Consider the following 14065-nt stretch of genomic DNA (forward strand, 5'->3'; position numbering starts at 1 on the left):
CTCCTGCCAGGCCGGCCGGCGGCCGACCAGCGAGGGAACCGGCGGGTGACGGCCCGGCCCGACAGCTCGGGAACGGTCGGTGTCGGGGAGTGCACGCGGCCACGCCCGGGAGGGCCGGACGCCCCTCCGAGAGCGTCCTCATCGGGCGCTCGCGGCCACCCGTGTGTCGTTCCCATGCGGGCGCGGAGGGGCCGGTACCGAAGCCTCCGCGCGCCTCAGTGCCCGTCGGGGTCGGTGGACCTGCCCGAGCCGGTGCTGCCCGAGGCGCCGGCCGCCCCGTCGCCCGTGAGGACGTGGACGGCACGGTGGCCCAGGCTGTTGGCGACGTGGCGGCGCATGTGCTCCTCGGCCGCGTCCGGCTCGCCCGCCAGCACGGCCGTCATGATCGCCTGGTGCTCGGCTCGCACGCGGGCCCGGTCGTCGACGGGGTCCTCATCGGCCTCCAGGGCCGCACGGCGGTAGCGGTCGGCCTTGTCCCACAGCCCGTCCAGCAGGGTGATCAGCAGGTCGTTGTGGGAGGCCCGGTAGAGCGCGACGTGGAAGGTGCGGTGCGCGTCGAGCGCCGCGAGACCACTGCCGGCGTCCAGGGGCTGCAGGGAGGCGGCCGCCTCCTGGACCCGCACGCGGTCGGTGTCGTCGCGACGCTCTGCGGCCAGGCGCACCGCGAGCGGGTCCAGCTGCTGGCGGACCTCGAACAGGTTCTGGGCCTCGTGGGCCGTCAGCGGGGTGACCCGCGCGTCCCGATGGGCGTCGAGGACGACCAGTCCCTCGGAGGCCAGCCGGCGCATGGCCTCACGGAGAGGCGTGGTGCTGACGTCGAGCTCGGCGGCGAGCGCCTCCTGGCTCAGGGTGGCGCCGTGGGGGAGCGCGCCGGACATGATCCGGCTCCGCACCTCGCCGTACGCGTAGTCCGCCTTCGTCAGCACCGGCCGCCTCGCAGGCACGGTCATGTCGTTCCTCCCGCTCGGATGGTGGGCTCACCCCAGGACCCCTTGTAGCCTATAAGGACGACGACCCCGAGGAGGACCCGTGCACCCGCTCGACAGCTTCGGCGCCCGACGCACCACGACCCTCGGGACGGCGAGCTCCGAGATCTGGGCGCTCGATGCGGTCCCCGGCGCACGAGAGCTCCCGTTCTCGCTGAAGATCGTGCTCGAGAACCTGCTGCGCCACGAGGACGGCACCGCGGTGACCGCCGAGGCGATCCACCGCCTCGTGTCGGGTGCCGGAACCGGTGAGGCCGTCGCATTCGCCCCGTCGCGGGTCTTCCTGCACGACACCAACGGTGTCCCGGTCCTGGCTGACCTGGCGGCCATGCGGGAGGCGGTCCGCGACCTGGGCGGCGACCCGGCGGCGGTCGACCCGGTGGTCCCGGCCGAGCTGACCGTCGACCACTCGGTGGTCACCGACGTGTTCGGCCGACCGGATGCGATCGCGGTCAACGTGGCCCGGGAGTACGAGCGCAACGACGAGCGCTACCGGTTCCTCAAGTGGGGCCAGCGGCAGTTCGAGCACCTGGCCGTCGTCCCGCCGGGCACCGGCATCATGCACCAGATCAACCTCGAGTTCCTCGCCGACGTCGTGGTGCGGCGGGACGGGCGCGCCTTCCCCGACACGCTGGTCGGGACCGACTCGCACACCACGATGGTCAACGGGCTGGGCGTCCTGGCCTGGGGCGTCGGCGGCATCGAGGCCGAGGCGGCGATGCTGGGTCTGCCGGTGAGCACGCTGCTCCCGCCGGTCCTGGGTCTGGAGCTGACCGGCGAGCTCAGGCCGGGGGTCACCGCCACCGATCTCGTGCTGACCCTCGCCGAGGTGCTCCGGGCGCGCGGTGTCGTGGGCAGCTTCGTCGAGTTCACCGGCCCCTCGGTCGGGGCCGTGCCGCTCGCGGACCGCGCCACGCTGGCCAACATGAGTCCGGAGTTCGGCTCCACCTGTGCCGTCTTCCCGATCGACCAGGTGACCCTGGACTACCTCCGCTTCACCGGTCGCGACGAGGAGCACGTCGCGGTGGTGGAGCAGTACGCCAAGGCCCAGGGGCTCTGGCACGACCCGGCCGTCCGGCTCCGCTTCGACGACACGGTGCGCCTGGACCTGTCCACGGTGGAACCGTCGCTCGCCGGACCCCGTCGCCCGCAGGACCGCATTCCCCTGGCCAGTGCGCGCAGCCGCTTCCAGGCCGCGCTCGCGGAGCTGCTGGCCGACCGGCCGCCGTCGCCCGTCGACGACCGCGTCGACGAGGCCGGCCGGGAGTCGTTCCCGGCCAGCGACGCGCCGGCGCTCCCGGTCGGCCCCTCCGGCGTGGGGGTGCCGCGCGGCCTCGAGCACGGAGCCGTGGCGATCGCCGCGATCACGTCCTGCACCAACACCTCCAACCCCTCGGTGATGGTCGCGGCCGGTCTCCTCGCGCGGAACGCGGTCGCGGCGGGACTCACGACCCGGTCGTGGGTGAAGACCAGCCTCGCGCCCGGGTCGAAGGTCGTCACGGACTACCTGGCCCGGTCGGGGCTCGACGGCCCCCTGGAGCAGCTGGGCTTCCACACGGTCGGCTACGGGTGCATGACGTGCATCGGCAACTCCGGCCCGCTGACCGCCGAGGTCAGCGCCGAGATCGCGGAGCGGGACCTGGTGGTGGCCGCGGTGCTCTCCGGCAACCGGAACTTCGACGGGCGCATCAACAACGACGTCCCGCTGAACTACCTCGCCTCGCCACCGCTGGTCGTGGCCTACGCGCTCGCCGGTTCCATGGACGTCGACCTGCTGCACGACCCGATCGGCACCGGACCCACCGGGGACCCGGTCTTCCTCGCGGACCTGTGGCCCGGCGACGCGGAGATCGCGGCCGTCGTCCGGAGCGACCTCGACCCGGCCATGTTCTCGGAGCGCTACGCGGACGTCTTCGCCGGGGAGGAGCGCTGGGCCCGGCTCCCGGCCGGGGGAGGGGCCACGTTCGACTGGGATCCCGGCTCGACCTACGTCCGGCGTCCGCCGTTCCTCGACGGACTCACCCCGGGCCCGGGTGAGGTGCACGACATCACCGGTGCGCGCGTCCTGGCCGTCCTCGGGGACTCCGTCACGACCGACCACATCTGCCCGGCCGGCCGCATCCCGGTCGACAGCCCGGCCGGGGAGTTCCTCCGCGAGCGCGGCGAGACCGATCTCAGCACCTACGCCTCCCGGCGGGGCAACCACGAGGTGATGCTGCGCGGGGCCTTCGCCAACCAGCGGCTGCGCAACGGGCTCGTGCCCGGCCGTCGCGGGGGATGGACGCTCGACCACCTGGACGGCGTCGAGCGCACGATCCACGACGCGGCGGAGCACTACCGCGGGACCGGGACGCCGCTGCTGCTCCTCGCCGGCACGGAGTACGGCACGGGCTCCTCCCGTGACTGGGCGGCCAAGGGCACGGCCCTGCTGGGCGTGCGGGCCGTGCTCGCCGAGGGCTTCGAGCGCATCCACCGCTCGAACCTGATCGGCATGGGGGTGCTGCCGCTGCAGTTCCTACACGGCGACGGCGTGGCCGCGCTGGGACTCACGGGGCGGGAGAGCTACGACGTCGAGGGCCTGCAGGGCCTCGACGGGGACTCCTGGCCCGAGCGCGTGACCGTGCGGGTCGAGGCGGAGGGGGTGTCCCGGAGCTTCGAGGTGCGGGTGCGGCTGGACACCGCGAGCGAGGCCACGTACCTCCGCCACGGCGGGATCCTGCCGTTCGTGGCCCGCTCGCTGGTCCGCGGCCGGGGCACGCCGGAGTGACACGCATCCTCGGACGGGCGTGCGGGCCGGACCCGTGCGGGACGGGGCGGTACCTGCCGCCCCGTCCCGCACCGGGTCAGCCGTCGTCGCGCGGGTCCTCGCGGGACGGGCGCCGCTCGACCGAGACGGCGTCGGTCGTCCCGTGGTGGTGGTGTGCCTCCTCGAGCTCGTGGACCGCCTCGTCGAGGACCGGCACGTGCGCCTTCGCCGGCAGCACCCGGCGAACGAGCGGGAACAGCAGGACCAGCGCCACGATCGCGTACACGACGACGGACATCGGGTCGATCAGCCCGCCGAGGTCGCCGTTGCTGATCTGCAGTGCCTGCCGGAGCTCCGCCTCGGCGAACGGGCCGAGGATCAGGCCGACGATGGCCGGCAGCAGCGGCAGCCCGTAGCGGCGCATCATGAAGCCGAGCGCGCCGATGACCAGCAGCAGGAACAGGTCGAACACATTGGCGTTCGCCGCGTACGCACCCAGGCTGGCGAAGAACAGGATCCCCGCGTAGAGGTAGGTGCGCGGGATGCGCAGCAGGCGTGCCCACAGCGGCGCCAGCGGCAGGTTGAGCACCAGCAGCGCGGCGTTGCCGATGAAGAGGCTGGCGATCAGCCCCCACACCAGCTCCGGCTCGTCCTCGAACAGCTGCGGTCCCGGCTGGATGCCGTAGCTCTCGATGGCGGCGAGCAGGACCGCCGCCGTGGCGGTCACCGGGATGCCCAGGGTGAGCAGCGGCACGAGCCCGCCCGCGGCCGAGGCGTTGTTGGTGGCCTCCGGGCCGGCGACGCCCTCGATGGCGCCCGTGCCGAACTCCTCGGGGTGCTTCGAGAGCCGCTTCTCGGTGACGTAGGAGAGGAACGTCGGGACCTCCGCGCCACCGGCGGGGACGGCGCCGAAGGGGAACCCGATCGCGGTGCCGCGCAGCCACGGCTTCCACGACCGGCGCCAGTCCGACCGGCTCATCCGCGGGTTGCCCACCGGGATGACCTGGACGGGACGTCGGCGCAGGTGGGCGGCGGTCCACAGCGCCTCACCGACGGCGAACAGGCCCACGGCCGCGACGACGACGTCGATGCCGTCGGCGATCTCGGCGATGCCGAAGGTGAGCCGCTGCTGCCCGGAGGTCGCGTCGATGCCGATCAGGCCGATGGTCAGGCCGAGCCCGAGCGAGGCCAGGCCGCGCACCCGCGAGCTGCCGAGCACCGAGGTCACCGCGATGAACGCCAGGACCATGATCGCGAACATGTCGGCCGGCGAGACCTCGACGGCGAGGTCGGCGACCAGCGGCGCCACCAGTGCCAGCAGCAGCGTCGCGATCGTGCCGGCCACGAACGACCCGATGGCCGCGGTCGCCAGGGCCTGCGCGGCCCGGCCGGAGCGGGCCATCTTGTTGCCCTCGATGGCGGTCACCACCGAGGCGCTCTCGCCCGGGGTGTTGAGCAGGATCGACGTGGTCGACCCGCCGTACATGCCGCCGTAGTAGATGCCGGCGAACATGATCAGCGCCGTGGTGACGTCCAGGCCGCGGGTCAGCGGCAGCAGCAGCGCCACCGCCATGGCCGGGCCGATCCCGGGCAGGACGCCGATCGCGGTGCCCAGCAGCACGCCCAGCAGCGCGAACGCCAGGTTCGTCGGGGTCAGCGCGGTGCCGAACCCGTCGATCAGGGAGCCGAACGAGTCCATCAGAGGATCCCCCTCAGGACCCCGGGGGGCAGCACGATGCCGAGCCCGAGGGCGAACAGGTAGAAGGAGCCGATCGACAGGGTGAAGGCGATCACCGCGTCGCGCACGTAGTGGCGGCTGCCGAGGGCGAAGGCGCTGCCCCAGAACAGGATCGCGCCGGAGAAGACCCAGCCCAGCGGCTCGATCAGCAGGGCGTTCGCGACGAAGGCCGCCGCGAGCATCCCGACCGTCCGCCAGTCGCTGCCGCCGGTCAGCTCGACGTCCTCGCCGCCCTCGGGCTCCCCGCGGCCGCCGCGCCGCACGTCGACGCCGAGGGCGATGCCGACGACGACCAGCAGGCCGCCCACGACCAGGGGGACGGCGGCGGGCCCGACCGGCCCGCGGACGATCCGGCTCTCCGGGATGAGGAGGGCCTGCACGATGACGAGGAGACCGAGCGCCGCCAGGAACAGGGCCACTCCGTACTCGGAGCGGCCCTGCTCCCGCGTCGTGCCTCCCGAGGAGGCAGTGGTCACGTCAGGCCCAGCTCGCTCAGCACGCCCTGGACGCGGTCGCTCTCGCTCTGCAGGAACTCGGAGAACTCGTCGCCGGTGACGAAGGCGTCGGTCCAGCCCTGCTCCTCGAGGACCGCCTGCCAGGCCTCGCTGTCGTGCATCGCGGTGACCGCGTCGACGAAGGCCTGCGTCTGCTCCTCGGAGATGCCCGGGGCCGCCACGATGCCGCGCCAGTTGGTGAAGGTCAGGTCGACGCCCTCCTCCTGCAGGGTCGGCGCGTCGATGCCCTCGACCGGCTCCTCGCTGGTGACCGCGAGGATGCGGACGTCACCGCCCGCCGCGGACTCGGCCACCTCGCCCACGCCGGTCGCGGCGAACTGGACGTCGCCGCCGAGGATGCCGGCGAGCAGTTCGCCACCGCCGTCGTAGGCGACGTAGTTGACCTCGGTCGGCGTGACGCCGACCTCCTGCGCCAGCAGCATCGGGGTCAGGTGGTCCGGGCCGCCGGGGTTGGACGCGCCGCCGACCGGCACGTTGCCGGGGTCGGCGCTCCAGGCCTGCACCAGCTGGTCGAGCGTCTGGTACGGGGAGTCGGCCGGGACGACGATCGCCTCGGCCTCCTCGATGAGCTTGGCGACCGGGGTCGTCTGGTCGAGGGTGGCCTCGGACTGGTTGCTGTACTGCGCGCCGACGACACCGAGGCCCATCTGCATGAGCATGTCGGCGTTGCCCTCCTCGTTGACCAGGCGCTGCAGGCCGACGGTGCCACCGGCGCCCTCGAGGTTGAACACCTCGACGCCCTCGGCGAGCCCCTCGTCCTCCATGACCTGCGCCCAGGCGCGGGCGGTGGTGTCGTAGCCGCTGCCGGGCGAGTTCGGGACCATGACCCGCAGGCCGGTGATCGGGCCCTCCTCGGCGGCGCCGCCCCCGCTGGAGGCCGAGCCGCCCTCGGCCGTGGTGCCGCAGCCGGTCAGCAGCAGCCCGGCAGCGAGACCACTGCTGATGGCGCCGACCTTGAGCTTCCGCAGGGAAGCAGTGCGCATCTCGTTCCTCCTGTGTGTCCGGCGGGTGTCCGCCGCTCGCAGCGAAGGTCGCAAGGGCAGTGGTGCGTGTCACGCTTGCGTGCGCATTGGGCTTTGTGGTCGTTGTGTGCACGCCGATCGGCGGCGCCGGCCCTGGTTCGATGACAGGCCCCGTCCCCGACCAGTCAGGAGTGCCCGTGACGCGGCGGCTCTCGCTCGCCGGCCAGCTGCTCGCGATGCAGGTGGTCATCGTCTGCGTCGTCCTCGTCGGCGTCGCCGCGGTCACCGTCGCGCAGTCGACCCTGCGTGCCGAGGAGGTCGAGGGGCGCCGGGCCCTGGTGGTCGCCGAGACCCTGGCCAACGCCCGGGCGACCCGTGAGGCGCTGGCCGTCGGGCTGCTCGACTACGTCCGCATCGCGGCGGAGAACAGCCGCAGCACCTCCGGCTCGGAGGACGTCGTCGTGGCGCGGGCCGACCGCACGGTCCTGGCCAGCGCCGACCCGGGCCGGCTGGACGAGCCGTTCGACCTCGGTGCCAGCCGGGTGCTGGAGGGCCGGTCCTGGGTCGGGGACGTCGACGTCCCCGACGGCCGGGCGGCGGTCGCCATGGTCCCGGTCTACTCACCGCGGGGGGACGACGTGCTGGGGTTCGTGTCGGTGCAGCGGCCCTACCCGGGGGTCGTCGAGGGGCTCTCGGCCGCCGCGCCGAACCTGCTCACCTACCTGGGCCTGGCCAGCGCCATCGGCATCGGCGGCTCGCTGCTGGTGGCCCGGCGGGTCAAGCGGCAGACCCTGGGGCTGGAACCCGCGGAGATCGCCGGACTGGTCGAGCACCGCGACGCCATGCTCCACGGCATCCGCGAGGGCGTCGTGGGGCTGGATCTGCACGGGCGGGTCACACTGGTCAACGACGAGGCCATCCGGCTGCTGCGCATCCCCGGCGACGCGCTGGGCCGCACCCTGGCCGAGCTGGACGTCGCCCCGGAGGTGGCCGATGCGCTGCTCTCCCCGAGCGTCGAGCGGGACCGGGCCGTGGGCACCGCCGGCCGGGTGCTCGTGGTGAACCGGCTGCCGCTCACCAGCCGCGGCCGGCCGATCGGGTCGGTCACCACGCTGCGCGACCGCACCGAGCTGCTGGAGCTGCGCCGCGAGCTGGACCTGAACCGGCACGTCACCGACACGCTGCGGGCCCAGGCGCACGAGTTCGACAACCGGCTGCACACCATCGCCGGTCTCATCGAGCTGGGGGAGGCGGAGGAGGCGGTGCGGTTCGTGCACCGGGTCAGCACCAGCCGGTCGGAGTTCGGCGGCGCGGTCACCGCCGCGGTGCGCGACCCGGCGATCGCCGCGCTGCTGGTGGCCAAGGCCAGCCAGGCGGCGGAGCTCGGCGTCGACCTGCGCATCGCCCCGGACTCCGCGCTGCCCGCGCTCGACCCCGAGCTGAGCACGGACGTCGCGACCGTGGTGGGCAACCTGGTCGACAACGCCATGGACGCGGCGTCGGCCGCGCCCCGGCGCTGGGTCGAGGTGGAGCTGGGACTCGTCGACGGGGAGGTCGACGTCGTGGTCCGCGACTCCGGTCCCGGCGTCCCACCGGGGATGGAGGCCGAGGTGTTCCGGCGCGGGGTCTCCACCAAGGGCACCACTCCCCACGACCCGGAGGTCCCCGGGGGTCGGGGGATCGGGCTGTCCCTGGTGCAGCTGGTGTGCACCCGCCGGGGCGGCGAGGTCACGGCGAGCTCGTCCGACGGGTCGGTCTTCACCGCCCGGCTCCCGGTCGGCGCGACGCTGGTCGACGCATGACCGCAGGGAGACCGGCGGGCGGGGGCACGGTGCGGGTGCTCATCGTCGACGACGACTTCATGGTCGCCAAGGTGCACGCCGGCTTCGTGGCCGCACTCGACGGCTTCGAGGTGGCCGGGACCGCGTCCACCGGCGCCGACGCGCTCGCGCAGGTGGCGCGGCTGGCCCCGGACCTGGTGCTCCTCGACGTCTACCTGCCGGACATGACCGGCCTGGAGGTGCTCCGCCGGCTGCGGGCGGACGCCGCGCCGGTCGACGTCGTCGTGATCAGTGCCGCCCGGGACGTCGAGAGCATCCGCAGCGCCCTGCACGGCGGCGTCCTGCACTACCTGGTCAAGCCCTTCGACCGGCAGACCTTCCAGAGCAGGCTGCGCGAGTACGCCGCGGCGCGGGCGGAACTGGCCGCGCTGGACGAGGCACGGCAGGTCGACGTCGACCGGGTGTTCGCCGGTGTGCGCGGCGGGGGCCGGCCCGCGCCCGTCACGCCCAAGGGGATCGCGCCGGAGACGCTGGAACTCGTCCGCGGGGCGCTGCGGTTGGCCGGCCAGGACGGCCTGTCGGCGACCCAGTGCAGCGAGCAGACCGGGCTGGCGCGGGTCAGTGCCCGCCGCTACCTCGAGCAGCTGGTCGCGCAGCAGGAGGCCGACGTCCGCCAGCGCTACGGCACCGCCGGGCGACCGGAGCGGCGGTTCACCCTGCGTGCCGCGCACCCCGGACCGTGACGCGGGGCACGCAACGACCGAAAGGATCGTTAGCGCCGCAACGCTGACGTTCCGGCGTCGGTGCCGCAGCCTGTCGTCCATGACCATCGTCGTGGGCTACGTCCCCACCCCCGAGGGCGAGGCCGTCCTCGACGCCGCGATCGCCGAGGCCCGGCTGCGCGACCAGCCGCTGCACGTCGTCAACAGCTCGCGGGGTGACGCGCTGGTGGACTCCCGGTTCGCCTCAGGGGAGGCGCTGGAGCAGGCGCGGGCCAGGCTCGACGCCGCCGGGGTGGTCTACGAGATCGACCAGCGGGTGGCCGGGCACGAGGCCTCGGACGAGGTCGTGGACGCCGCGGACCGCGTCAAGGCCAGCCTGATCGTCATCGGCATGCGTCGCCGCTCGCCCACCGGGAAGCTGATCACCGGCAGCCAGGCGCAGCGCATCCTGCTCGACGCCCACTGCCCGGTGCTGGCGGTCAAGGCCACCTACTGACAGAGGGCCACCCTTCCCCCACGCCTCGCAGGCTCGGCGTGGGGGGAAGGGTGGCCGTTCCCGTACCCCACCACGCTCGCCGCGGCCGTTCAGCCGAGGAGGTCCAGCGCGTCGCCGGGGCCGGTGGCCAGGTTCCGGAAGATCGTCCGGAGGCTCTGCGCGAGGTGCTCGGTGATCGCCGCGGCGGCCTCGTCGGCGTCCCCCGCGAGCAGCGCGTCGCACATGCGGAGGTGCTCGGCGACGGACACCTCCACCCGCTGCGGGTCGACGTGGGAGAGGTTGCGCAGCCGGGCGGTGTGCGGCCGCAGCTCGGCGATGGTCCGCCGCAGGTGCTCGTTGCGGGTGGCGTCGATGATCGCCCAGTCGAACCGGTCGGCCAGCTCGTAGAACGCGCGGGAGCGGGCCTGCGACGGCGCCCGCCGGACGACGCGGGCGAACTCGCCCCGCATCGAGGCGAAGGTCCGGCGCAGCGCGGGATCGGCCGCCGCGGCCTCGGTGGCCTGGCGCATGGCGGCGGGCTCGAGCAGCGAACGGAAGTCGAACAGGTCGCGGACGCTCTGCAGCGACACCCGGGACACCCGGGCCCCCTGCCGGGGCACCAGGTCGACCAGCCCCTCGGCGGCCAGCCGGCGCAGCGCCTCCCGCACGGGCGTGCGCGAGGCGCCGGTGCGCTCGACCAGGGACAGCTCCGACAGCGGCGTGCCGGGCGCCAGCTCACCGAGCTCGATCTCCTCCTTGAGCCGGCGGTGGACCAGGTCGGCCTTGCTGACGTCGGACGCGGCTCCCTCGGGCACGGTGCTCACCGCGCCTCCGCCGCCGGGAACGGCACGCCGGTCCCGGCGCCGAGCGCGCGCAGGTCGGACAGCGACTGCTCGGCGAGGACCACGCCCCCGGCTGCGAGGTTCGCCGCCTCGGCGCGGTCCTCGACCTCGCCCGGGTAGAAGACCTCGTCGAAGCCCTGCGCGAGCGGGACCGTCTTGACCTCGTCGACCAGCCGCCGCACCCGCGCCTCGTACCCGGTGCGGTCGCCGAAGGCACCGGGGTCGAGGGCGAGGAAGAGGTGGCCGGCACCGCTGGGCCGGTCGGCCTCGTACGGCCCGTGGACACCGGTGCCCACGGCGCTGCCGGTCAGGGCGCCGGAGAGCACGTCCATCAGGAAGCTGATCGCGTAGCCCTTGTGGCCGGCCATCGGGAGGACCACGCCGAGCACCCCCTCCGCCGGGTCCGTCGTCGGCGCCCCGTCCGCGCTGAGCGCCCAGGTCTCCGGGATGGACTCGCCGCGCTTGTCCGCCAGGTAGATCTTGCCCCGGGCCACCGCAGTGTTCGCGATGTCGACCGCGACGACCCGGCCGTCCGGGCCGGGGGCGGCGATCGACCAGGGGTTGGTGCCCAGCCGCTTCTCCCGCCCACCCCACGGTGCCATCGCCGGGCTGGCGTTCGTGGTCAGGACGGCGACGAACCCGTCCCGCGCCGCCCGCCGGGTGAAGTACATGGCCGTGCCGAAGTGGTTGGAGTCGCGCACCCCCACGACGCCGACCCCGTGCACCCGGGCCCGGTCGACGGCCAGGCGGCGGGCGCGCTCGGTGAGCACCTGGCCGATGCCGTCGCGGCCGTCGAGCAGCACCAGCGGCCCGGTGTCGGACAGCACCGCCGGGTCGGTCACCGCCCGCATGGCGCCGCTGCGGAGTCGGGCCGCGTACCAGGGCAGTCGCAGGAGGCCGTGGGAGCCGTGCCCCCAGAGGTCGGCCTGCACCAGGCTGTCGGCCACCAGTGCGGCGTCCTCGTCCGGCACGCCGAGCGCGGCCAGGACACCCGTACCGAAGGCCCTCAGCGGCTCCGGCGCGAGACGTTGGGCAGTCATCCTCGTGCCTCTTCCCCATGCTGTGTGCTGACCTGTATACAGGTTCGCATACAACGAGGCGGAGGTCCAGCGTGTTCAGCCTGATGGTCCAGATGGAGGTGCGGCGGGGCCGGCGGGACGAGTTCCTGGCCGGCATGTCCGCCAACGCGGAGGCGTCCGTCCGCGACGAGCCCGGCTGCCTGCGGTTCGACGTCTGCGCGGTCGAGGGCGACGAGCACCGCTTCGTCCTCTACGAGCTCTACACCGACGCGGACGCCTTCGCGGCGCACAAGGCCGCCCCGCACTTCGCGCGGTGGCGCGCGATCGCCGAGCAGGTCCTCGTCGGCCAGGTCAACACCCCCGGCGAGCTGCTGGTCACCCACACCTCCGAGGAGTCCGCATGAGCACTGCACCCCAGCCCGTCCCGCCGTCGATGGTCCTGCGCCCGGAGGAGATCGAGCGCTTCGACCGCGGCAACGGCGTCGTCACCATCCCGTTCGTCGGGAAGTGGAACTGCGCGGAGAACGAGGTGACGACGGGGATGACCGTCTTCTCGCCCGGCACCGGGATCCCGCTGCACTCGCACAACGTCGAGGAGTCGGTCCTCGTCTACGAGGGGGAGGCGACCGCGGTCGTCGGCGACGACGAGTTCGACCTGGTCGCCGGCCAGGCCACCTGGGTGCCGGCGGGGATCCCGCACTGCTTCCGCAATCGCGGCGAGGGCACGATGACCATCTACTGGGTCTACGGCGGCCGCGACGTCACCCGCACCATCACCGCCACCGGCGAGACGTTCGAGCACCTGTCCGAGAGCGACCGTGGCGCTGGGCTCGTCCGCCGGGGCACCGGCGCGAGCAGGGCATGAGCGCCGTCGTCACCGTCAACCCGGCCACGGGGGAACCGCTCGCCGAGTACCCCGCCTTCGCGGAGGGCGACGTCGCAGCTGCGCTCGACCGGGCGGCCGACGCCCAGGCCGGCTGGGCCGCCCTGCCGTTCACCGAGCGCGCCGCCGTCCTCCGCCGGGCGGCCGGGGTGCTGCGCGCCGAGGTCGGCGAGCTGGCCCTGCTGGTCACCCGCGAGATGGGCAAGCCGCTGACCGAGGCCCGTGCCGAGGTCGAGAAGTGTGCCACGGCGTGCGACCACTACGCCGAGCACGGGGAGGAGTTCCTCGCCGACGAGCCGGTGGACACCTCGGCGGACCGCAGCTGGATCGGCTACGAGCCGGTCGGCGTCGTGCTCGCCGTCATGCCCTGGAACTTCCCGCTCTGGCAGGTGCTCCGCTTCGCCGCCCCGGCGCTGATGGCGGGCAACGCCGCCCTGCTCAAGCACTCGCCGAACACCACCGGCTGCGCGCTGGCCGTGCAGCGCGTGCTGGCCGACGCCGGCGCGCCGGACGGCCTGTTCACCGCGCTCGTGGTCGCCGAGCCGGACGTCCCCGCGGTGACCCGGCGGCTGATCGAGGACCCCCGTATCGGCGCGGTCACCCTCACCGGCAGCGAGCGCGCCGGCCGGGCCGTGGGTGCGGCAGCCGGCGGCGCCGTCAAGAAGTCCGTGCTCGAGCTGGGCGGCTCCGACCCGTTCGTCGTCCTCGCCGACGCCGACCTGCCGCGCGTCGCCCACCTGGCCGCCCGGGGGCGCTTCCTCAACGCCGGGCAGAGCTGCATCTCCCCGAAGCGTCTCGTCGTCGACGCCTCGGTCGACGAGGAGTTCACCCGGCTCCTGGTCGCCGAGGTGGAGTCGCTGACCGTCGGCGACCCCGAGGCGCCGGGGACCGACGTCGGGCCGATGGCCCGCGCGGACCTCCTGGACGGCGTGCACCGGCAGGTCGAGGCCTCGGTCGCGCAGGGGGCCCGGTTGCTGACCGGGGGACGACGGCTCGAGGGCAGGGGCAACTTCTACGCGCCCACCGTCCTGACCGACGTGGCGCCGGGTCAGGTCGCCTACGACGAGGAGCTCTTCGGCCCGGTGGCCACGGTGATCGTGGCCGACGGGGACGACGACGCGGTGCGCATCGCCAACGACACCCGCTTCGGCCTGGGCGCCAGCGTGTGGACCACCGACCCCGAGCGCGGGATCGCCGTGGCCCGGCGGATCCGCTCGGGCGCCGTCTTCGTCAACGCCGTCGTCGCCTCCGACGTCCGGATGCCCTTCGGCGGCACCCGCGCCAGCGGCTACGGGCGGGAGCTGGCCGCGGCCGGCATCCGCGAGTTCGTCAACGTCCGCACCTGGTGGGTCCAGGACCGGCCCGCCGTCACCGCTCCCGCGTCCGAATAGGAGTT

Annotated in this window: 13 protein-coding genes; 7 read left to right on the forward strand and 6 right to left on the reverse strand. The window is 74.0% G+C overall.

Features of this window, described 5'->3' with window-relative positions; translation table 11 throughout:
- Nucleotides 1-215: 215 nt before the first annotated feature.
- The gene (locus tag BLR12_RS19825; RefSeq protein ID WP_091381751.1) at nucleotides 216-950 is read right to left on the reverse strand and encodes a GntR family transcriptional regulator; all 735 of its coding nucleotides are present in this window, start codon (nucleotides 948-950) and stop codon (nucleotides 216-218) included.
- Nucleotides 951-1029: 79 nt separating this feature from the next.
- Between BLR12_RS19825 and acnA the strand changes: the two genes are divergently transcribed.
- Nucleotides 1030-3753 carry an aconitate hydratase AcnA gene (acnA, locus tag BLR12_RS19830; RefSeq protein ID WP_091381752.1) on the forward strand — a complete coding sequence of 908 codons (2724 nt, stop codon included), beginning with the start codon at nucleotides 1030-1032 and terminating at the stop codon, nucleotides 3751-3753.
- A gap of 76 nt (nucleotides 3754-3829) precedes the next feature.
- Here acnA and BLR12_RS19835 read toward each other — a convergent pair whose 3' ends face one another.
- The 3 genes from BLR12_RS19835 to BLR12_RS19845 are packed head-to-tail and all read right to left on the reverse strand — an operon-like array spanning nucleotide 3830 to nucleotide 6968.
- A complete protein-coding gene (locus BLR12_RS19835) occupies nucleotides 3830-5431 on the reverse strand; it encodes a tripartite tricarboxylate transporter permease (RefSeq protein WP_091381754.1) in 1602 nt (533 codons plus the stop codon).
- Nucleotides 5431-5946 (reverse strand): tripartite tricarboxylate transporter TctB family protein, encoded by a 516-nt coding sequence (locus BLR12_RS19840; RefSeq protein ID WP_091381756.1) that lies wholly within the window; start codon nucleotides 5944-5946, stop codon nucleotides 5431-5433. Before BLR12_RS19840 ends, BLR12_RS19835 begins: the two co-directional genes overlap by 1 nt.
- Nucleotides 5943-6968 carry a Bug family tripartite tricarboxylate transporter substrate binding protein gene (locus BLR12_RS19845; protein ID WP_091381758.1) on the reverse strand — a complete coding sequence of 342 codons (1026 nt, stop codon included), beginning with the start codon at nucleotides 6966-6968 and terminating at the stop codon, nucleotides 5943-5945. Before BLR12_RS19845 ends, BLR12_RS19840 begins: the two co-directional genes overlap by 4 nt.
- Nucleotides 6969-7144: 176 nt before the next feature.
- On the opposite strand from BLR12_RS19845, the gene BLR12_RS19850 reads away from it, so the two are divergent.
- The 3 genes from BLR12_RS19850 to BLR12_RS19860 all read left to right on the forward strand — a co-directional run bounded on the left by BLR12_RS19850 (nucleotide 7145) and on the right by BLR12_RS19860 (nucleotide 9946).
- The gene (locus BLR12_RS19850) at nucleotides 7145-8749 is read left to right on the forward strand and encodes a sensor histidine kinase (RefSeq protein ID WP_091381760.1); all 1605 of its coding nucleotides are present in this window, start codon (nucleotides 7145-7147) and stop codon (nucleotides 8747-8749) included.
- Nucleotides 8746-9471: a response regulator gene (locus BLR12_RS19855; protein WP_091381762.1), complete on the forward strand. Its 726-nt coding sequence runs from the start codon at nucleotides 8746-8748 to the stop codon at nucleotides 9469-9471. Before BLR12_RS19850 ends, BLR12_RS19855 begins: the two co-directional genes overlap by 4 nt.
- 79 nt (nucleotides 9472-9550) lie before the next feature.
- Nucleotides 9551-9946, forward strand: a complete 396-nt coding sequence (locus BLR12_RS19860; protein WP_091381764.1) for a universal stress protein — start codon at nucleotides 9551-9553, stop codon at nucleotides 9944-9946.
- A gap of 89 nt (nucleotides 9947-10035) precedes the next feature.
- Here BLR12_RS19860 and BLR12_RS19865 read toward each other — a convergent pair whose 3' ends face one another.
- Nucleotides 10036-10749, reverse strand: coding sequence for a GntR family transcriptional regulator (locus BLR12_RS19865; protein WP_091381766.1), 714 nt, complete (start codon nucleotides 10747-10749; stop codon nucleotides 10036-10038).
- A complete protein-coding gene (locus BLR12_RS19870) occupies nucleotides 10746-11807 on the reverse strand; it encodes an Ldh family oxidoreductase (protein WP_091381768.1) in 1062 nt (353 codons plus the stop codon). Before BLR12_RS19870 ends, BLR12_RS19865 begins: the two co-directional genes overlap by 4 nt.
- Nucleotides 11808-11878: 71 nt before the next feature.
- Between BLR12_RS19870 and BLR12_RS19875 the strand changes: the two genes are divergently transcribed.
- The 3 genes from BLR12_RS19875 to BLR12_RS19885 are packed head-to-tail and all read left to right on the forward strand — an operon-like array spanning nucleotide 11879 to nucleotide 14060.
- Nucleotides 11879-12190 (forward strand): putative quinol monooxygenase, encoded by a 312-nt coding sequence (locus BLR12_RS19875; protein WP_091381770.1) that lies wholly within the window; start codon nucleotides 11879-11881, stop codon nucleotides 12188-12190.
- Entirely contained in the window at nucleotides 12187-12651 is a 465-nt protein-coding gene (locus BLR12_RS19880; RefSeq protein ID WP_091381772.1) for a cupin domain-containing protein, read from the forward strand. Before BLR12_RS19875 ends, BLR12_RS19880 begins: the two co-directional genes overlap by 4 nt.
- A complete protein-coding gene (locus tag BLR12_RS19885; protein WP_091381773.1) occupies nucleotides 12648-14060 on the forward strand; it encodes an NAD-dependent succinate-semialdehyde dehydrogenase in 1413 nt (470 codons plus the stop codon). The genes BLR12_RS19880 and BLR12_RS19885 overlap by 4 nt, the downstream gene beginning before the upstream one ends.
- The last annotated feature ends 5 nt before the right edge of the window (nucleotides 14061-14065 follow it).

The sequence above is a fragment of the Geodermatophilus sp. DSM 45219 genome, from assembly GCF_900104025.1.
GTDB lineage: Bacteria > Actinomycetota > Actinomycetes > Mycobacteriales > Geodermatophilaceae > Geodermatophilus.

What these genes read in the sequence shown, in the direction of transcription:
- BLR12_RS19825 (WP_091381751.1), bottom strand. Translation starts at nt 950, where the DNA reads ATGACCGTGCCTGCGAGGCGGCCGGTGCTGACGAAGGCGGACTACGCG.
- BLR12_RS19835 (WP_091381754.1), bottom strand. Translation starts at nt 5,431, where the DNA reads ATGGACTCGTTCGGCTCCCTGATCGACGGGTTCGGCACCGCGCTGACC.
- BLR12_RS19845 (WP_091381758.1), bottom strand. Translation starts at nt 6,968, where the DNA reads ATGCGCACTGCTTCCCTGCGGAAGCTCAAGGTCGGCGCCATCAGCAGT.
- BLR12_RS19855 (WP_091381762.1), top strand. Translation starts at nt 8,746, where the DNA reads ATGACCGCAGGGAGACCGGCGGGCGGGGGCACGGTGCGGGTGCTCATC.
- BLR12_RS19860 (WP_091381764.1), top strand. Translation starts at nt 9,551, where the DNA reads ATGACCATCGTCGTGGGCTACGTCCCCACCCCCGAGGGCGAGGCCGTC.
- BLR12_RS19870 (WP_091381768.1), bottom strand. Translation starts at nt 11,807, where the DNA reads ATGACTGCCCAACGTCTCGCGCCGGAGCCGCTGAGGGCCTTCGGTACG.
- BLR12_RS19880 (WP_091381772.1), top strand. Translation starts at nt 12,187, where the DNA reads ATGAGCACTGCACCCCAGCCCGTCCCGCCGTCGATGGTCCTGCGCCCG.
- BLR12_RS19885 (WP_091381773.1), top strand. Translation starts at nt 12,648, where the DNA reads ATGAGCGCCGTCGTCACCGTCAACCCGGCCACGGGGGAACCGCTCGCC.